The organism is Virgibacillus halodenitrificans JCM 12304, from assembly GCF_001310895.1.
GTDB lineage: Bacteria > Bacillota > Bacilli > Bacillales > Amphibacillaceae > Virgibacillus_Q > Virgibacillus_Q halodenitrificans.
In genome coordinates this window covers 14,444-33,008 of sequence record NZ_BAZS01000038.1, presented here as the reverse complement: position 1 = coordinate 33,008, position 18,565 = coordinate 14,444, and the positions used below count along the sequence as shown (strand labels likewise).

Here is an 18,565-nt window from a genome sequence, read left to right as displayed (position 1 = left end):
AAAGCAACAGCTGAAGATCCCGCAGGAAGTGGTTTTCTTCCGAGGAAGCTGAAGCGTTGCCCACGGAAAGCGAAGTGCTTTTTCCGGAACGGCCGTTTACAGTACTATCAAGTTACTTCGCATTTTATCTATAATATGAATTAATCCTTCGTTTACATTTCAGAGTGATGTATATAGAAAAAGAGCAGCTCTGTTTTAGAGCCACTCTTCATACTATTATTTTTCCAGGCTTGCTTCCACTTCTTTAATCATTTCTTTAACAGAAATTAGGCCGCCCCCAGATAGATACCATAGTTCTGGATCTAAATAATAGATATCATCATTTTTATATGCAGTTGTATTTTCTACCAATTCGTTTTCAACCATTTGCTTAGCAGATGAACCTTCTGCGCCGATAGCAGCACTACGATCGATAACATATAACAATTCAGGGTTTTGCTCCACAACATATTCAAATGAAACGTTCATTCCATGTGTAGATGCCTCAATATTTTCATCAGCTGCCGGTAAGCCTAATACATCATGAATTAATCCGAAGCGGGAATTAGGACCGTAAGCACTGATTTTATCGTCATTTGCTAATAATAGTAATGCTTTTTTATCTAACTTCTCTGCTTTTTCATTTACAGAGCTGATTAAACCTTCAATATCTTCTAATTCAGTTTTCACTTCTTCTTCTTTACCAAAAATTTCTCCAACAGTAGTTACATTTTCTTTAAATGAATCCATGTAGCGCGTAGCGTCCAAACCAAGGTATACAGTAGGTGCAAGCTCTTTCAGCTGCTCATATACATCAGATTGGCGACCAGAAATGATAATTAGATCAGGGTCAATTTCAGCAATTTTTTCAAAATCAGGTTCTTTTAAACTACCTACGTTTTCATATTTTTCATCATTGTATTCACTTAAGTATTCAGGGATGATTTTCTTCGGTAGTGCTGTAACCTCAATACCTAATTTATTCATTGTATCAAGCATTCCAAAATCAAATACAACTACTTTCTCAGGATTTTTAGGAACTTCCGTCTCACCAAGTTCGTGCTTAACTGTAATTGTTTCTGATTGTTCACTGCTTTCTTCTTTTTTACTTCCTTCATCTGAACCAGAAGTTTTATTTTCCTCTTCACTTGTACCACAAGCTACTGTAAATAGAGCAATAAATGCTATAACTGCTAATAATAAAAATTTCTTCATGTCTCTAACTCCTTATGTTTTTTATATATTTTTATACTAATAATCGGTAATGAAGCGTAGCAGAGCGATTGAATCTATCAACATGAGCGAGAAATATAAGGTTGGCAAATATGGGCTTGCCATTCCTATTTTATTTTTATACAGACTCCAAGCGTGTTTTTTTGTTTACCAAAGCATGGAGTTAAGGTATGATAATAGTTAGTAGGGTCCTTTTTTATGAATTTGGTCTGCACACCGTTTTCATGGAAAGGGCTTTTTTTAATTGCTCACATGATAGGAAACTACTCCTCCTATAGCCTCTTCACCTTTTATTAGAAATAAACACAGATTCGTTTGTCATCAATATTCTTAATATCTATATCCATATCATAAATATCTTTTAATACACATTCATCGATGACATCACAGGTTCGGCCATGCTTAACAACCTTGCCATCTTTTAGTGCTACAATATTGTCTGAATAACAGGATGCAAAATTAATATCATGGATGACAATTACAATTGTTTTATTTAATTCATCCACCAGCCTGCGCAATGTTTTCATAATTTGCACGGAGTGACGCATATCCAAGTTATTTAACGGTTCATCAAGTAAAATGTATTCCGTATCCTGTGCAATAACCATTGCAATATGAGCACGTTGACGTTGCCCGCCACTTAGCTCATCAAGAAATTTATCCTGCATTTCTCTTAATTCCATGTAATCAATCGCCTCATCAACTTTCTGCCAGTCCTCTTCTTTTAACCTGCCTTGAGAATACGGAAAGCGGCCAAAGGAAACAAGCTCCCTAACAGTTAATTTTAGGTTAATGGAGTTAGACTGTTTGAGAATAGAAATCTTCTTTGCCATCTCATTGTTCTTTGTTTTAAGAACATCTTTTCCATCAATAGTGATCTCTCCGCCATCCTTTGTTATAAGTCTGCTAACCATAGAGATTAGCGTACTTTTACCGGCTCCATTAGGCCCGATAAAGGAAGTGATTTTCCCTTTTTCAATATGAACAGAAACATCTTCAATCACTTTTTTCTGGTTATACGCTTTAAAAACATTTTTAATATCTACCATGATTTATTCTCCTTTAACAAAAGATATATGAAGTAAACTCCACCTACGAAATTGATAATGACACTTATTGTAGTTTGAAATGTAAATATCTTTTCTACAATAAATTGCCCGCCAAGTAGTGCAATTATGCTAATTAACATGGAACCTGTCAGCAAATATGAATGTCGAAATGTCTTCAGGAATTCGTAAGCAACATTGACAACCAGCAATCCTAAAAAGGTAATCGGTCCTACGAGAGCAGTAGATATGGCTATTAATACTGCCACGATAATAAGTAATCGTTTTACTACATGGTCATAAGGAACACCTAAGTTTATTGCCTCATCTTTGCCAAGTGCCAATACATCAAGATATTTGAAATAGCGCATAAAATAGAAGGCAACGAGGACTATCAATCCAACTGACAGGTATACGAGATCAGTATTTACATTGTTAATACTTGCAAACATTTTGTCCTGCGCTATCATAAACTCATTTGGATCAATCAGTACCTGCATGAAAGATGTCAGACTGCCAAAGAAGGTACCGAGAATCATACCAATTAACAAAAGAAAGTAAATATTGTTCTTTTCCCCTTTGAAGAGGATTCGATAAAGTATGAGTGAAAACACCACCATACAACCAATAGATACTAGATAATTGACTTTACTGTTCATCATGACAAGCGATTGAGAACCGAATACAAATACAATCATTGTTTGGATCAATAAATATAAAGAATCCAGACCCATTACACTCGGTGTTAAAATACGGTTATTAGTAATTGTCATAAATATGGTTGTTGCAAAAGCTATTGCACCGCCAGTGAGAATAATCGCAACCACTTTAATAATCCTTCTCGGCAGAATGTAATCAATATTTCCAGTGAGATTATAAAATATATAAAGACAAGCCAGCAAAGCTGCTACAATAGCTAAAATAATTGTTTTTTTCTTATAATCCATATTTCTTTCTCCTTAATAATAGGTAGATGAACACGCCACTACCTATCACCCGACCGTTAAACTGATTGGGATTTCATATGGATAAATGATTACCCTGCCGATAATATCACATGCCATTACAAATATTGCCCCCAGCAATGCTGTATGTATCAGACTTTTCTTCAAGTGGTCGCCCTGGTATATTGTGACAATGTTCGGGATAATTAATCCTAAAAATGGAATCATACCAACCGCCAATACAACTGATGCGGTTACAAGTGCTACGATAACTAAACCTAAATTCACTACCTGCCGATAATTCAAACCAAGGTTTTTGGAAAAATCTTCTCCCATCCCGGCAATGGTAAATTTGTTCGCATAAAAAAACGCGAGACCTAAAATCGGTATACTTACGAACATCAATTCATAATTCCCACTCATAATCATTGAAAAATCGCCTTGCATCCATGATGACAAATTTTGAATCAGGTCATTCTTATATGCAAAAAAAGTAGAAATAGAACTTATGATATTTCCAAACATCAGTCCGATTAATGGGATAAAAATAGCATCCTTGAATTTAACTTTTTCAAGTATTTTCATAAAAATAAACGTACCAAGTAAAGCGAAGATAAAGGATACGAACATTTTTTGGAAAGGGCTTGCGGATGTAAAGATCATCATCGAAACAAGTATTCCCAGCCTCGCAGAATCCAATGTTCCAGACGTTGTAGGTGAAACAAACTTGTTCTTACTAAGCTGCTGCATAATCAATCCACAGATACTCATGCTCATTCCAGCAATTAGAATGCTTACTAGTCTGGGAAGTCTACTTACTGTTAATATTTGTATTTGATCTTCGGTTAAAGAAAAAATATCTAATATAGACACACTGGAGACACCAGTAAAAACGGATATAATTGATAAGATAATAAGTACTGTAACTAAGTAACGGATTTTCATAGACGAACCTTCCCAAATCTTACTTTTTATTGCAGGTTTTGAGCGTGATATCCCTTTTGCTGTTCAACCTATTTAATAATTATTATTACTTTTTACTGAGTTTAATTAATAATGAGATTCATTATCAATTAGTTCTCAGTTACCAGTATAGCAGAATTTAAGTAACCGTCAACACAAAATGAGAATTATTTATTCTTTTTTGGTATGCATTTAATCCTCTACTTTACGCACAGTGCACTTTCCCAAATAGAGATATATGTATAAAGATAGTATTTGTACAGGAGTAACCTCCCCATATTAAATAAAAAAACAACCAGGCGAGAAAAGTTTCTCACTTGGTTGCTTCTAGTTACTTAATCAATTATTTTTAACAATTTATTCTTCCGTTTCACAGCCTTCATCCGTACAGTAGGTTGTTTTAGACTTCGTCGGATTTAATGACTGTAGTGTTGGTCCTTGATTTTCCTCTAACCAAACTTTTTCAAGAACTTCAGCAAATACAGAAGCAGGTTGTGCCCCTGACACAGCATATTTTTCATTGAAAACAAAGAACGGAACACCTTGCACCCCAATTTGGCGTGCTTGTTCTTCATCTGCGCGAACATGGATAGCGTAATCATCTACTTTCAATAATTCTGTTACAGCTTCCTCTTGCAATCCAACCTCTTTAGCAAGGTCAATTAGTGTGACATGGTCACTAATCAGCTTACCTTCAGTAAAGTAGGCTTGAAGCAATCGTTCTGTCATTTCTTTTCCTTTTCCTTGTTCCGCTGCGAATTTCGCAACACGATGGGCATCAAAGGTGTTGGTATGTTGCATCTTGTCAAAGTGATAAGTTAGTCCAACTTCTTCTGCCTGCTTTGCCAAATCTTCATTCATACTCTTTGCTTTCTCCACTGTCATGTTATACTTACCTGCCAGCAATTCGTGAAAGCTTTTACCAGGCTGTTGCTTTGCATTTGGATCTAATTCATAACTTTTATATTCTAATTCTACTTCTTTATTATGTTTGAAATCAGTTAATGCATTTTCCAGCCTTCGTTTACCTATATAACAAAAAGGGCAAACAAAATCTGACCAAATCTCTATTTTCAATACATACACCTCATTTCTGTAAATTATTGTAGCACAGCTTTTGTTTTTGAATGAAGCATTGTGCTTATTTTTTTGAAAGAAGTGTGGGTTAATGAGAATTAGGACTTTCACCGTCTACAAATTTCCCATACTCTGGAACGGCCATTTCATCGAAATTATTCACTAATTTCTCCAAACCAACAGCCAGTTTTTTTCCCTTCATAACTGTTCCGTGCCCAGGAATTACAGTTTCAGGTTTTAATTCAGCCAGTTTTTCAACAGAAGCTTTAGCTGCTTGCCAGTCTGTTGTCAGATATCGTGGCGGACCATTTACTTCTTCCTGCTGCATTAACACTTTGTAAAATGAATCTTGCCTTACCGTAATTAATGCATCCCCTGATAGTAGGAGGGAATCACTTTCTCTATAAAAGGAAACATGTCCAGGTGAATGACCAGGAGTATGAATCCAAGTCCAGTCATTCAACCCAGGAACACGGTGATCGTTTGGTAACGGCTGTACTGCATCACCTAAATCGATAGCTTCATTTGGGTAAACAGAAGATATTTTTGCTAACAATCCTCCCTCTACGGATGTATCAGGTTCCGGATAATTTTTCTGTCCTTGTAAATACGGCAGCTCTAATGGATGTGCATATACAGGTACTTCCCATTCATCAATTAAGTCTGCTAACCCACCTACATGGTCAAAGTGCCCGTGTGTCAAGATAATAGCAGATGGCTTACTCCCTCTTCCAAAACGATCTACTACTACGGATTTTATCTCTGGTGCTGCATTTGGCAGCCCAGCGTCTACAAGCACCCAATCTCCTTTCTCGGGATATCCAATAAAACAGAAATTTGCAATTTGATCTGTATAATAATAGATATCGCTTTTAACTTGGATACCCCCACCACTTGTAATAGAAGTCATTGGAATAAAATTTTTATGTTCACGTATATTGCTTTCTTGGTCCATAAATATCCTCCTTGTTGGTATGATTGTAAAATTAGTATCTGGAGAAACAAAAAAAATAACCACCCATAGAAGAGTAGTTATTTTAATCAGCTATTAAGATTTATAGGACTGTTGTTTTTGAATAGAGCCTTCTTTATTAAATATAGTGATTGAGGTTCCTTTGTTCTCGGCAATTTCCTTCGCTCGTTCGATAGCTTCGTCTTTATTTTTATACACTTTACTTGGTTTTTTTGCATTTGTTGATTGTACTGCCCAACCATCTTCATGAGATATTACTTGTTCTCCTTCTTCCAGTCTTTCCGGGTTGTTATCGTACTCTTTACCTTCTTCGGAGCGCTGGGTTGGCTTTCCCTTTTTCTTATAATCTTTTACATCCTGCTTATCATGGTTTCTTCTCCATTCCTTTGCTTGTTCAATCGCAATGGGTATAGCCCGACCTTCATCATAATCATCATCTATCATTGAATTCGCAATATCTATTGCCTTCTTCTTAGTTGCATCATCTAAATTTTTCATTGAAGATGGGTAATCATTCATTGTCCAAGGCATAAGTATTCCTCCTTTAGAAGTAATTCCTTATTAATTTCATACCCTGTTCAGCAAAAAAAGAAACAGCTAAGGCATCCACCTTAACTGTTTTCCTCTAATAATGATCTCCCCATTACTGTTACTCTTTGGGTATTCTTTAATTCATCTAAATTCTTAACACCGATGCCAAACATGGTCATCTTAAGCTCTAGCTCAATCTGCTGCATTGTTTGTTCAACGAATTCTGGAGATTCAGTGGCAGCCTGCAATAACTGTCGTGCATAACCTACTACATCTGCTCCAATGGTAATTGCTTTGGCTGCATCGACACCAGTTTTCATCCCCCCACTTGCCACAAGCGGGATATCCGGCAGTTTGCTTTTCACTGATACCAAACAGTCTTTTGTCGGCAAGCCCCAGTCGTTAAATGCTTCAGCAGCCGCCTTTTTTAAAGGATCCTGTGAACGAAGCTTTTCGACCTGACTCCAGGAAGTTCCCCCGGCACCAGCCACATCAATATAGGAAATACCAGCATTGTAAAGTTCTTCAGCGACAAAACCATCGATTCCAAAGCCAACTTCCTTGGCTCCAACTGGCACATCAAGTGTATTACAAATTTCTTTAATTTTAGGCAGCAAATCTTTAAAGTTTAAATCTCCGCCATCCTGTACCGCTTCCTGTAAGCTATTAAGATGCAGCACAAGCGAATCAGCATCTGTCATATCTACAATGCGTTGAGCCTCTTCTGCTCCATAACCGTAATTAAGCTGAACAGCGCCGAGGTTAGCAATGAGGGGAACAGTTGGCGCATATTTTCGAATTTGGAAAGACTCTTTGTGTGCATCACTTTCTAAAAGTGCTCTCGTCGAACCTAATGCCACTGCCCAGCCCCTTTTTTCAGCCGCAACTGCCAGATTCTGATTGATTGTCGCCGCAAGCTCAGACCCACCCGTCATGGAGCTTACTAAGAAAGGTGCTTGTATCGACTTATTAAGAAAGCTCGTGCTCAAGCTTATATCATCGAAATTAATTTCAGGCAGTGCATTATGTATGAATGATATTCCTTCCAGCCCTGTTGATTTGTCAACACCCTCTACATTCTCTGTCAAACAATGACGTATGTGTTCCGTTTTGCGCTTATTTATTCCTTCCTCCATTTTAAGAGCCTCCTTTGTTGCATGTATATTTTCTTATTTATATCTGTTGCTTTATTTGTTTTAATTTCGGGAACAATGGTAGAAAAGTAAACATCGATATATTTATCATCATCATACCAATAAATTAAAGAAATGTAACGGGATAGGTATTATACGAAGTACCAACCATCAGATAGATTACCATCCCTTAATAGAAGGAGCATCTGGAAACATATTTTTTTACTGTCAAATTAATATAATATGACTTAAAATAGCTGATAAATCCACCAATAATTAAAGGAGGGAAACTATGAAAGAGCGTGCGAAAGATTTTGCTATAAAAGCACATGAGGGACAAGTACGAAAAAACTCAAAAGCAGCATATGTTACCCATCCAATACGAGTAGCTGAACGTTTAGAAAAGACAGGATTTAGTGATGAGCTGGTTAGTGCTGCTTATTTGCATGATGTAGTAGAGGACACCCCTTATGTAATTGAGGATATTGAAAGGGAATTCGGACCCCAGGTTGCTCAATTTGTTGCAGCACATACGGAGGATAAGTCCAAGTCTTGGAAGGAACGTAAGCAGCATACGATAAATACGGTCCTGCATGCAGATAGAGAGATAAAATGTTTAATTATTGCTGACAAGCTTGATAATATTCTTGGTTTAGAAGAGGATATGGAAGTAATGGGAAATAAAGTTTGGGAGAACTTTAATGCAGGGAGAGAAGACCAAAAATGGTATAACTCTTCCATAGTTGCGGCAATGTATCATGGTTTAAACGAAGAAGAAACACCTGCATATTTTAATGAATATGAACAAGCTGTAAAGCGAGTATTTGATTGATCAGAAATAGAAACGACATCCCTTCCTCTCTGGAAGGGATGTCGTTTACCTCATATTCTTATATTTATGGCGTTGCTCTTTACTTATTTGCTTCCAACGATGTTTCTCATCAAGCATCGACTTTTTATTCTGCTTTCTTTTTTCGTATGCTAGTTCACGCTGCAATTTTCTATAGCTTTCGAAGCGTTCTGTTGACAACTCCCCCAAATCCAATGCTTCTTTTATCCGGCAGCCCGGCTCGGTACGATGACTGCAATCCGCAAAACGACATTCTTCTTCCAAAGTTTCAATATCTTGAAAAGCAGTATCCAAAACTGCTTCTCCTTCCCAAAGCTGCAGTTCTCTCATACCTGGCGTATCGATGAGCAAGGCTCCGTTAGGTAAGAAAAACATCTCTCTGTGAGTTGTTGTATGCCGACCTTTACTATCTGCTTCCCGAATCGATTTTGTCTCTTGCACTTCAGCATTCATTAACTTGTTTACTAACGTAGATTTCCCAACTCCAGATGAACCAAGCAATGCTCCAGTTTTGCCTGATGGAAGGTAGTTGTCGAGAAGCTCAGATATCCCGTCACCAGTTAAACTGCTAATAGTAAGGATTGGAATGCCAAAAGCTATTCCTTCCACTACCGCTACGTTCTCTCTGATCTCTTCTTCTGTACATTCATCTTTCTTCGTTAAGATTATCACTGGAGATGCTCCACTATCATATGCAGACAAAATATATCGCTCCATACGTCGTAAATTAAGGTCTTGATTCAACGAATTCACAATAAATACAGTATCTATATTTGTCCCGACGACTTGAGCCTCCGTTTTGCCTCCAGCTGCTTGACGAATAAATTGACTTTTCCTTGGAAGAATTTCCAGAATGACTGCTTTCTGTTCCTGCCGTAATTTATCAACAATAACCCAGTCACCTACAGACGGGAAATCCAATGATTGACTTGTATTCATTCGAAATTTCCCACTAACATGAGCCAAGAAGTCACTTTCTCCATCAGAGACTCGATACCTATTCTTCTGCACGGTAACTACGCGGGCAATTCTTTCCTCATCAACATCATGAGAAGAAAACTCCCAACCTATCTTATTCAGTTTGCTCAAACTTTTTCCTCCTTCATTGGAGGAAAACCTATCGTTCCGACAGTTCCTCCATTATATCCGATGTTTTGCCGTGAATTATGCATACATGTAAAATCATAAAACATCACTCCTTTCAAATGGTTGAACTAAACTTATCTTAGTTTACTATAAATACGCGTAATTAACCATAATTTTTAGATAATTTTTTTATCTTAAAACCTAATTCTTGCTTATTCGTTTCAGAAACTTATTTGTGATTATACAAAAAGAAACAGTCCATCTATCGGACTGTTTCTTTAAAAATACACTTTACTGTAATGAATATTTTAATTACCGTACGTTCATTTCACTTGGTTCCGGGCCTTTGCGCTCGTTACGGTTTAATTCTTTCAATTTATTCATTTCCTCTGTACTTAACTCAAAGTCGAATACATTAAAATTTTCTTCAATTCGTGATGGAGTCACTGATTTAGGGATAACAATGTTTTCATACTGTAAATGCCAGCGAATAATTACCTGTGCAGCTGTTTTCTTATGCTTCTCTGCAATCTGTTTTACAGTAGCATTTTCTAACACTTCTCCCCCCTGCATTAGCGGGCTCCATGCTTCCAAGTAGATATTATGCTTTGCACAAAATTCTTTTAACTCTGGTTGCTGAAGATATGGATGACATTCTACTTGGTTAACTGCTGGTGTTACCTCACACTCATCCAATAATCGTTGTAAGTGTTCGATATTAAAATTACATACTCCGATGGCTTTTGCGCGACCATCCTTATATATTTTTTCCAATGCTTTATAAGTTTCTACATAATCATCAAATTCAGGTGTTGGCCAATGAATAAGGTACAAATCAACATAGTCAATCCCTAACCTTTCAAGGCTTGCATCAAATGCTTGGAGTGTTTTTTCATATCCTTGATCACTATTCCAAACCTTTGTAGTAATGAAAAGATCTTCACGAGCCACATTTGAATTGGCCAGCGCTTTCCCTACACCTTCTTCATTCTCATATACTTTCGCTGTATCAATGGAACGATAACCAACCTCAATTGCTTTTTCAACTGCTTTTGTTACCTCATCATTTGGTACCTGCCAGACTCCAAAACCAAGCTGCGGCATCTGCAGATTATTATTTAATGTGATATATTCCATGATCAAGCTCCCTTTCCACATCTAATTTGAATTATAGTTTACCATACCCAATAGAGAATGTTTACTAACAGACTTTACTAGATGAGAACTCTACTATCTATTCTGCTTATTTAAGATTATTCGTCTGATAAATTTGCTCTATTTTTTTGAGACCTCTAAGTGACCAATATTTTCATTTTTCTATATTGTAAGACAGACTTTTCCATAGGATCAAGTTATAATGAAATCAAGTAACTTAACAGGAGGAAGATTATGTCTAAACCAACTTTTAACATTCTGGAATCCACAATAACTGAAATCCAATATGCTATACAACAAGAGAGCTTAACTTCAAAAGAACTTACCCTGCTTTACATGGAACAAATAGCAAATTTTAATCATGCAGGACCAAATATTAATGCCGTTTTGGAAATTAACCCTGAGGCATTGCACATTGCTGAAGCACTCGATATGGAGCGAAAACAAAAAGGAGTCAGGAGTCCGCTACATGGAATCCCGATCTTACTTAAAGATAATATCGACACAGGCGATAAAATGCATACTACTGCTGGTTCCATTGCATTATCTAATCATTACGCAAAAGAGGATGCCTTTTTGGTAAAGAAGCTTCGGGAGGCAGGCGTTGTAATTCTAGGAAAAACCAATCTTACAGAATGGGCTAATTTTATGACTGAAGATATGCCGAATGGATATAGTTCACATGGTGGCCAAGTATTAAATCCTTATGGACCAGGTAAAATCGATGTAGGTGGATCCAGTTCAGGCTCAGGGGCTGCTATTGCTGCTAATTTTGCATTAGGTGCTATTGGTACAGAGACTAGTGGCTCGATACTTAGTCCTGCGAGCCTGAATTCCATTGTTGGTATTAAGCCTACGGTAGGCCTTATTAGCAGAACTGGTATTATTCCTATCTCTAATAGCCAGGATACTGCGGGCCCTATGACTCGTACAGTGGAGGATGCCGCATTACTACTTGGTGCTATCATGGGAACAGATGCGGCAGATCCTTCTACAGGGATGGCGGAAGGCCAAACTACTAATTATACTTCCTTCTTAAATTTGGATGGTTTGGCAAATAAAAGGATTGGGTTGCCAATCAACTATTTCAATAAAATGGATAAGGAAGAAAAGCAATTATGTCAGCATGCCATTCATGTCATGAAGGATTTAGGAGCAATTATTATTGAAGTGGAAGAATTACCTCTGGAGCTGCCGGAATCTACAGTAATGTTTCACGAGTTTAAGAATGGAGTTAATGCTTATTTAGCAAGAAGTTCATCCGTCTCCTCAGTAAGCTCTCTTACAGATATCATCCACTATAATCAAGTTCATAAAAAGGAAGCTTTAAAGTATGGACAAACTGTCTTGCTTGAAGCTGATATGAAAAGTGGTTTAATGACAGAAAAAGAGTATTTACAGCACAGAATAAATGATATCCGACTATGTCAAAAAGAAGGGATAGATAAAGTGCTTGAAAGTAACCAACTGGATGCATTATTATTTATGAATACAGATGGTTGCCAAATCGCTGCAAAGGCAGGATACCCTTCTATTACGGTTTCGGCTGGTTACACAACAAAAGGGAAGCCTTCTGGTATTACGTTTACAGGTACGGCTTTTAGTGAAGCAAATTTAATTCAACTTGCTTATGCCTATGAACAAGCTACACTTCACCGAAGAACTCCACACCTGGAAGCAGAATAGACGGAGAACATTCAAAAAAAGATATTTACCTTCTCATGATAGGCTGGCTATTTTATAAAAAGTGGCAAGCCTATTCCATTTTTTAATATTTACCTATCATTCCAGATAATTTCTCCACATTGCTCCTGATGGTCAATTTTCACATCAAAATGATGTTTACTGTAAAAATGCTTTAAACGATCGACATGATCAAAATCCCTCTCCACAATATCACCGGTTATATATTGGAAATTATCTTCCCGAGCAACTTCTTTCAAATGATGCATTAAAACAGAACCATAGCCCTTATTTTCTTCTCCCTTAATATCCGCTATATGAAGCGTACTACCTTCTCTGTATTCCACTTGAATTGCTGAATCCCATTTCCCTCGAAATGGCTTGGTGCAGTCATGAAGCATAAGCTGACACACTTCTTCGTCTCTATCTGCATAAATGACAACCCATTGTTCATCACGTGCTTGATCGATACTAATCACTTCAGACTTTTTAGCAATTTCTTTTATATTATTTTGCATTCGAAACAGCTGGATTTCCAATGTATCCAACTCTTCCTTTAATTCCTCTTTATTCTTTTCCTTTTCTAAAAAAGCAGTATAAACCATATATAATCACCTAACTACATATAACTATTTTTTCGCATACAGTTTGCTATTCTACAAGAAACACCAACCATCATGCAAGTGTTTGAAAATTATATTTCTAAAAATTATAAATAGTACTTAATACTTAGACAATAATGACCGATAATAAATAAAAAGATCTATTAACGGGGGATAATTATGAAGAAAAAAGGAAAGAACAAGCCAATTAGACAAAAGGGTCGACCAAAGAGAAGAGAAACTCTTTTCAAATGGCAGAATATCAGGATAGGCTATAAATATGGTATTATTTTTGTTCTTATCGCCTGTCTGTTTATTACTGCGGGAGTCATAGTATATTTACAATTAAACCAGGGACAGAAAGATATGAAAGCAATAAATAATCAGAGCAGCCGTGTTAATGAAATGGCTCAATTAGCATCCATTATTCAAGGAAAAGATGTGCAAATTGCAGATTATCTTCTCACGGAAGACTACAAATATGTAAATACATATAAAGAATACGAGGAAAGGTTTAATAGTCTGATAGATGATCTGAAGCCAACTATGAAAACAGAGAAACAAACGCAGTTGCTTAATGGGATTGTGGAAAATGACCAGAGCATGAACGAGAGTTTTTATAATGAAATGGTTGCGTCTGTACAAAGTGGACAGGAAACAATGGCAAATTCTCTAAGAGCCTATTCTACTAAATTACGAACACAAACAATTGAAGATGTAAACAATTTGATGCAAATCGTTAAAGAGGAACAGGTTCAATCAGTACAATCAGCTAATGAACGAATGAATAGCAGTATTGCTATATTGGCCCTATCTAACCTTGCAGCCATTATTATAGGTACTATTTTAGTTATCATTATCAGCAGGAGAATTTCAGGTAACTTACATAGAGTTGTAAATACAACATTTGAGGTAGCAAAAGGTAATCTTCGCGTACCATCAGTTAACTATCAAGGAAGAGATGAAATTGGAAAACTGGCGGAAGCAGTAAATCATATGAAAGATAATATAAGCAGTATTTTGCTTAACGTTAATAGTGCAGCAGAGGATGTACTTTCAAAAAGCAGTTCACTAACTCATGCTGCTAATGAAGTTAAACACGGCAATGAACAGGTTGCTTTAACGATGGAAGAGCTCTCTAACGGAGCAGAAACACAAGCAAATAGTGCCTCAGAACTTTCTGGAAGCATGCATGGCTTTGTTCAAAAAGTCCTCCATTCTGAGAAGGGCGGGCAAGAGATTGCATTGAGCTCAACAAACGTTCTGGAGCTAACTAATAAAGGAACAACTCTCATGCATCAGTCTGTCAGCCAAATGAAGCAAATTGATCGCATTGTATCTGATGCAGTCCAAAAAGTGCAAGGATTGGATAAACAATCAAATGAAATTTCTAAACTTGTACTCGTTATTAAAAGCATTGCTGACCAAACAAATCTACTTTCATTAAATGCTGCCATTGAAGCAGCACGGGCTGGAGAACATGGTAGAGGGTTTGCTGTAGTTGCTGATGAAGTAAGGAAGCTTTCAGAACAAGTCACTTCTTCAGTTAGCGAAATTACTGCTATTGTTCAAAATATCCAATCAGAAACAGATGTAGTAGTCGACTCATTAAATAAAGGCTATGCAGAAGTAAAGGAAGGAACCAGTCAAATTAAAAAAACTGGGGAAAGCTTTGAAGATATTAATTCTTCTGTTTCCAATATGGCAAATAAAATAAATTTAATTTCTAACAACTTAAAAGAAATCGCCAACAATAGCTCAGATATGAATAATTTAATAGAAGAGATTGCATCTGTATCAGAGGAATCAGCTGCCGGAGTAGAACAAGCTGCCGCTTCAGCACAACAAACGTCCAGTTCCATGGAGGAAGTATCTCACAGTGCAGATGAATTGGCAGAACTGGCAAATCAGTTAAATGAACAAATAAAAACATTTAAATTGTAAAAGCAGTAATCTAGTACATCTAATTAAATTACGTTATTTCATAAAAGGTCGAGCATTATTCGAATTAATAAACCTATAAGTCGAACATGTTCGACTTTTTTTCTTTATTTATATTTGTTTGTTTGTGCTAAAAGCATAGATTACAATCACGACTAACATTATAAAAAAAGTGTACAAACCTTTTTGGCATATGATATATTTATTGTAAACCGTAAATAAAATAGGTTAACAATAAAGGTGGGAATTGGAATGAATAATACCAAATGGACATCATTGAACTTAACTTTTGGGGCTTTATTTGTAGCTTTAACAGCTATCGGAGCAAACATAACATCTATTGCTCCATTTCTTGTTGTTGGAGGAGTACCTATCACACTCCAAACATTTTTTGCAGTTTTGGCAGGCTTAGTTTTAGGTAGCAGACTGGGGGCATTTTCCATGCTTGTATACATGGTCCTCGGATTAGCAGGCGCTCCTGTTTTCGCCCATTTTAAAGGAGGAATTTCAACTATCCTATCACCTACCTTCGGATTTATTCTATCGTTCATTTTAGTTGCTTACATTGCCGGCAAAATTATCGAGCAAAAACGCTCTTATAAAATGTACATCGTAGCTGGTTTGATTGGTATGACAATTAATTATATTTTGGGTACCAATTGGATGTATGCAGCTTACCTGTTTTGGTTTGAAGCACCGGCAGATCTTACCTACTCAATGGTATGGATGTGGATGATTGCGCCTTTGCCAAAGGATATAATTCTCTCTATTCTAGCCGGAATGTTCGCCTTTCGCTTAAGTAAACATGGGATTACAAGTAATAAGTTTATAGGTAATAGAAGAATTGTCTAACAGTACATACAGGAGGGGTTAAATTGGATTGGAATGAATTAGCGAGCTCGGTGCTGGCGGGAAAGAAAATTACCGAACAAGAAGCAATGAACATATTGAGTTGTCCTGACATAGAAATATTAGCACTGTTGAATGCTGCTTATACGATTAGACATCATTATTACGGAAATAAAGTAAAGCTTAATATGATCATTAATACAAAATCAGGTTTCTGCTCGGAGAACTGTGGTTACTGCTCTCAGTCGAGAGATTCTAGTGCTCCTATCCAAAAGTATCGAATGATGGACAAAGATTCCATCATTGAAGGAGCAGAAAGAGCTCATAAATTAAACTCAGGGACATATTGCATTGTGGCAAGCGGACGAGGGCCTACTACAAGAGAGCTAAATCAAGTAACTAGCGCAGTATTAGAAATTAAAAACAAGTATAATTTGACGGTCTGTGCATGTTTGGGAATCTTAAAGCCCGGACAAGCCAAGCAATTAAAAGATGCTGGGGTAGACCGTTACAACCATAACATTAATACATCCGAAAACCATCACGAACAAATAACTACCAGCCACACATATCAAGACAGAGTGAATACAGTAAATGAGGCAAAACGTGTTGGGATCTCCCCATGCTCAGGTGTTATTGTCGGTATGAAAGAAAGTAAGTTAGATGTAATTCAGATGGCAAACGCTTTAAGAGAGTTAGATGCCGATTCCATCCCTGTCAATTTTCTTCATGCCATCGATGGAACAGCTTTAGAGGGCACAGATGAACTTACTCCATTATATTGCTTAAAGGTTCTTGCATTATTTCGTTTTATTAACCCGAGTAAAGAAATCCGCATCTCCGGCGGCCGAGAAGTAAACCTACGGAGCCTTCAGCCTTTTGGTTTATTCGCTGCCAATTCGATATTCATTGGAGACTACTTAACTACAGATGGACAGGAAGGGACCAAGGACCATCAAATGTTAATAGATCTAGGTTTTGAAGTAGATTATGAGACAAGTGAAATGCCCATCTAGCGAAGAATAATTATCTATTTTGGTAAAGGAATAGCCGCTTCGGGTGAAGCTGCTATTCCTTTTGATATAGAAAACAATCTGCAGTATGGTCATTTACCATACCCGTTGCCTGCATAAATGCATAGCAGATTGTCGGACCAACGAATTTAAAACCTCTTTTCTTTAGATCCTTGCTCATTCGTTCTGATTCTTCTGTATAAGCAGGCACATCTTCATGCTTTTGCCAATTATTTTTTATTGGCTCTCCCCCAACGAAGCTCCATATATATTTATCAAAACTGCCGAACTCCATCTGTACCTCTAAAAAGGCTTTTGCATTCTCAATAAAAGCTCGCACTTTAAGTTTGTTGCGTATAATTCCTTTATCTTGCAGCAGTCTTTCTACCTTCTCTTCCGAAAAACGACTTACCTTTTCCGGATCAAAATAAGCAAAAGCTTGCCGGTAATTTTCCCTTCGGCGCAAGATGGTAATCCAGCTTAAACCAGCTTGGGCCCCTTCTAAACAAAGCATCTCAAATAATTCTCGTTCATCATGTGTCGGCCTTCCCCACTCTTCATCATGATATCGAATATATAGAGGGTCCTCTGTCACCCATTTACATCTATTCATTGGCATTTTACTCATCCTTCGTCTCCACAGGATTTTCTTCATAAGAAATCCAGTCACTAAAGCTTCCCGGATACAGTTTTACATTGCTGTAGCCTGCTGACTTTAATGCTAAAATATTTGGGCATGCTGACACACCGGAACCACATGATACAATAATTTCTTTATTTTTAGGAAGGGATTTGAAATGCTCTGCCAGCTCCTCCCCTTTCTTCCAGGTTTGATTGTCTTTTATCAGTTCTTTCCAAAAGAAATTCTTAGCTCCTGGGATATGACCAGCCTTTGCATACATAGGCTCAGTCTTACCTAAATAACGTTCCTTCGCTCTTGAGTCGATTACTATCGTGTTTTCATTTGTTAATTTCTGTTTTACCGTTTCTATATTTACTTTCTCATCTTCACGTACGGAAGGAAAAAAATGCTTTTTTTGTAGCTGTGGAATTTCTGAAGTTGTTTCATTCCCCTCTTTTTTCCAACAATCATATCCACCTTCAAGTACATAAACCTTTTTGTGCCCCATATAATGGAGAAGCCACCAGAACCGTGCGGCGAACATATCATTTTCCTTGTCATAAACTACAACTGTTGTATCATGATCGATTCCAATATTACTAATCTTTGCGGCCAACATATCAATATCAGGAAGCGGATGACTACCCCCGTGTTTCTCCTTTTTTCCTGATAAATCTTTTTCCAAGTCCATATAAACTGCTCCCGGAATATGTTCTTCTAAATAAGCCTTCCTACCAGCCTGGGGATCACCTAACTGGAACCTCACATCAACAAGCACCGTATTATCCTGATTATTTTCCAAGCGACTCTTTAATCTGTTGACACTGATTAAATATGACATGTTATCCCTCCAATAATAATGGTTGTTACTTTTCTGTGCTTTTA

The 18,565-nt window shown here is 37.1% G+C and carries 17 protein-coding genes and 1 pseudogene; 5 read left to right on the top strand and 13 right to left on the bottom strand.

The features are described from left to right. Positions 1-216: 216 nt before the first annotated feature. The 8 genes and pseudogenes from JCM12304_RS16345 to fni form a co-directional block, all read right to left on the bottom strand. A complete protein-coding gene (locus JCM12304_RS16345) occupies positions 217-1,194 on the bottom strand; it encodes a siderophore ABC transporter substrate-binding protein (protein WP_019379138.1) in 978 nt (325 codons plus the stop codon). A gap of 311 nt (positions 1,195-1,505) precedes the next feature. Next, positions 1,506-2,261, bottom strand: coding sequence for an iron ABC transporter ATP-binding protein (locus JCM12304_RS16340; protein ID WP_060681619.1), 756 nt, complete (start codon positions 2,259-2,261; stop codon positions 1,506-1,508). Further along, positions 2,255-3,205 carry an iron chelate uptake ABC transporter family permease subunit gene (locus JCM12304_RS16335; RefSeq protein WP_060681617.1) on the bottom strand — a complete coding sequence of 317 codons (951 nt, stop codon included), beginning with the start codon at positions 3,203-3,205 and terminating at the stop codon, positions 2,255-2,257. Before JCM12304_RS16335 ends, JCM12304_RS16340 begins: the two co-directional genes overlap by 7 nt. After that, positions 3,195-4,147, bottom strand: a pseudogene (locus JCM12304_RS16330) (ABC transporter permease). Before JCM12304_RS16330 ends, JCM12304_RS16335 begins: the two are co-directional and overlap by 11 nt. Positions 4,148-4,522: 375 nt before the next feature. After that, on the bottom strand, positions 4,523-5,242 hold the full coding sequence (locus tag JCM12304_RS16325) for a DsbA family oxidoreductase (protein ID WP_060681614.1): 720 nt from the start codon (positions 5,240-5,242) through the stop codon (positions 4,523-4,525). 88 nt (positions 5,243-5,330) lie between these two features. Continuing rightward, positions 5,331-6,197, bottom strand: a complete 867-nt coding sequence (locus tag JCM12304_RS16320; RefSeq protein WP_060681612.1) for an MBL fold metallo-hydrolase — start codon at positions 6,195-6,197, stop codon at positions 5,331-5,333. A 93-nt stretch (positions 6,198-6,290) separates the two neighbouring features. Then, entirely contained in the window at positions 6,291-6,746 is a 456-nt protein-coding gene (locus JCM12304_RS16315) for a DUF2188 domain-containing protein (RefSeq protein WP_019379132.1), read from the bottom strand. Between the two features lie 80 nt (positions 6,747-6,826). Further along, positions 6,827-7,882 (bottom strand): type 2 isopentenyl-diphosphate Delta-isomerase, encoded by a 1,056-nt coding sequence (gene fni, locus JCM12304_RS16310; protein ID WP_060681610.1) that lies wholly within the window; start codon positions 7,880-7,882, stop codon positions 6,827-6,829. Between the two features lie 289 nt (positions 7,883-8,171). Between fni and JCM12304_RS16305 the strand changes: the two genes are divergently transcribed. Next, the gene (locus tag JCM12304_RS16305) at positions 8,172-8,711 is read left to right on the top strand and encodes an HD domain-containing protein (protein WP_060681608.1); all 540 of its coding nucleotides are present in this window, start codon (positions 8,172-8,174) and stop codon (positions 8,709-8,711) included. Positions 8,712-8,756: 45 nt separating this feature from the next. Here the strand turns inward: JCM12304_RS16305 and rsgA are convergent, their stop codons facing one another. Both rsgA and JCM12304_RS16295 read right to left on the bottom strand, forming a co-directional pair. Continuing rightward, on the bottom strand, positions 8,757-9,818 hold the full coding sequence (gene rsgA, locus JCM12304_RS16300) for a ribosome small subunit-dependent GTPase A (RefSeq protein WP_060681606.1): 1,062 nt from the start codon (positions 9,816-9,818) through the stop codon (positions 8,757-8,759). Positions 9,819-10,127: 309 nt separating this feature from the next. Next, positions 10,128-10,952, bottom strand: a complete 825-nt coding sequence (locus JCM12304_RS16295; RefSeq protein ID WP_060681604.1) for an aldo/keto reductase — start codon at positions 10,950-10,952, stop codon at positions 10,128-10,130. A gap of 252 nt (positions 10,953-11,204) precedes the next feature. Here JCM12304_RS16295 and JCM12304_RS16290 point away from each other — a divergent pair, with 252 nt between their 5' ends. Continuing rightward, entirely contained in the window at positions 11,205-12,656 is a 1,452-nt protein-coding gene (locus tag JCM12304_RS16290) for an amidase family protein (protein ID WP_060681603.1), read from the top strand. Positions 12,657-12,745: 89 nt separating this feature from the next. Here JCM12304_RS16290 and JCM12304_RS16285 read toward each other — a convergent pair whose 3' ends face one another. Continuing rightward, the gene (locus JCM12304_RS16285) at positions 12,746-13,258 is read right to left on the bottom strand and encodes a GNAT family protein (protein WP_019379125.1); all 513 of its coding nucleotides are present in this window, start codon (positions 13,256-13,258) and stop codon (positions 12,746-12,748) included. 177 nt (positions 13,259-13,435) lie between these two features. Here JCM12304_RS16285 and JCM12304_RS16280 point away from each other — a divergent pair, with 177 nt between their 5' ends. The 3 genes from JCM12304_RS16280 (at position 13,436) to bioB (ending at position 17,061) form a co-directional block, all read left to right on the top strand. Further along, positions 13,436-15,199 carry a methyl-accepting chemotaxis protein gene (locus JCM12304_RS16280; RefSeq protein ID WP_060681601.1) on the top strand — a complete coding sequence of 588 codons (1,764 nt, stop codon included), beginning with the start codon at positions 13,436-13,438 and terminating at the stop codon, positions 15,197-15,199. Between the two features lie 249 nt (positions 15,200-15,448). Beyond that, the gene (locus JCM12304_RS16275; RefSeq protein WP_060681599.1) at positions 15,449-16,048 is read left to right on the top strand and encodes a biotin transporter BioY; all 600 of its coding nucleotides are present in this window, start codon (positions 15,449-15,451) and stop codon (positions 16,046-16,048) included. A 23-nt stretch (positions 16,049-16,071) separates the two neighbouring features. Beyond that, on the top strand, positions 16,072-17,061 hold the full coding sequence (gene bioB, locus JCM12304_RS16270) for a biotin synthase BioB (RefSeq protein ID WP_060681597.1): 990 nt from the start codon (positions 16,072-16,074) through the stop codon (positions 17,059-17,061). A gap of 52 nt (positions 17,062-17,113) precedes the next feature. On the opposite strand, the gene JCM12304_RS16265 is transcribed toward bioB, so the two are convergent. Together JCM12304_RS16265 and JCM12304_RS16260 are read right to left on the bottom strand one after the other, a co-directional pair. Further along, positions 17,114-17,671 carry a DNA-3-methyladenine glycosylase I gene (locus tag JCM12304_RS16265; protein ID WP_026041512.1) on the bottom strand — a complete coding sequence of 186 codons (558 nt, stop codon included), beginning with the start codon at positions 17,669-17,671 and terminating at the stop codon, positions 17,114-17,116. A gap of 7 nt (positions 17,672-17,678) precedes the next feature. Continuing rightward, positions 17,679-18,521, bottom strand: a complete 843-nt coding sequence (locus tag JCM12304_RS16260; protein WP_060681595.1) for a sulfurtransferase — start codon at positions 18,519-18,521, stop codon at positions 17,679-17,681. Positions 18,522-18,565 lie beyond the last annotated feature (44 nt).

Excerpts from the sequence above, each read along its gene's own strand:
- fni (WP_060681610.1), bottom strand. The coding sequence starts at position 7,882 with ATGGAGGAAGGAATAAATAAGCGCAAAACGGAACACATACGTCATTGT.
- JCM12304_RS16320 (WP_060681612.1), bottom strand. The coding sequence starts at position 6,197 with ATGGACCAAGAAAGCAATATACGTGAACATAAAAATTTTATTCCAATG.
- JCM12304_RS16280 (WP_060681601.1), top strand. The coding sequence starts at position 13,436 with ATGAAGAAAAAAGGAAAGAACAAGCCAATTAGACAAAAGGGTCGACCA.
- JCM12304_RS16315 (WP_019379132.1), bottom strand. The coding sequence starts at position 6,746 with ATGCCTTGGACAATGAATGATTACCCATCTTCAATGAAAAATTTAGAT.
- JCM12304_RS16265 (WP_026041512.1), bottom strand. The coding sequence starts at position 17,671 with ATGAATAGATGTAAATGGGTGACAGAGGACCCTCTATATATTCGATAT.
- JCM12304_RS16335 (WP_060681617.1), bottom strand. The coding sequence starts at position 3,205 with ATGGATTATAAGAAAAAAACAATTATTTTAGCTATTGTAGCAGCTTTG.
- JCM12304_RS16285 (WP_019379125.1), bottom strand. The coding sequence starts at position 13,258 with ATGGTTTATACTGCTTTTTTAGAAAAGGAAAAGAATAAAGAGGAATTA.
- JCM12304_RS16260 (WP_060681595.1), bottom strand. The coding sequence starts at position 18,521 with ATGTCATATTTAATCAGTGTCAACAGATTAAAGAGTCGCTTGGAAAAT.
- JCM12304_RS16275 (WP_060681599.1), top strand. The coding sequence starts at position 15,449 with ATGAATAATACCAAATGGACATCATTGAACTTAACTTTTGGGGCTTTA.
- JCM12304_RS16340 (WP_060681619.1), bottom strand. The coding sequence starts at position 2,261 with ATGGTAGATATTAAAAATGTTTTTAAAGCGTATAACCAGAAAAAAGTG.
- JCM12304_RS16295 (WP_060681604.1), bottom strand. The coding sequence starts at position 10,952 with ATGGAATATATCACATTAAATAATAATCTGCAGATGCCGCAGCTTGGT.
- JCM12304_RS16305 (WP_060681608.1), top strand. The coding sequence starts at position 8,172 with ATGAAAGAGCGTGCGAAAGATTTTGCTATAAAAGCACATGAGGGACAA.
- JCM12304_RS16290 (WP_060681603.1), top strand. The coding sequence starts at position 11,205 with ATGTCTAAACCAACTTTTAACATTCTGGAATCCACAATAACTGAAATC.
- JCM12304_RS16345 (WP_019379138.1), bottom strand. The coding sequence starts at position 1,194 with ATGAAGAAATTTTTATTATTAGCAGTTATAGCATTTATTGCTCTATTT.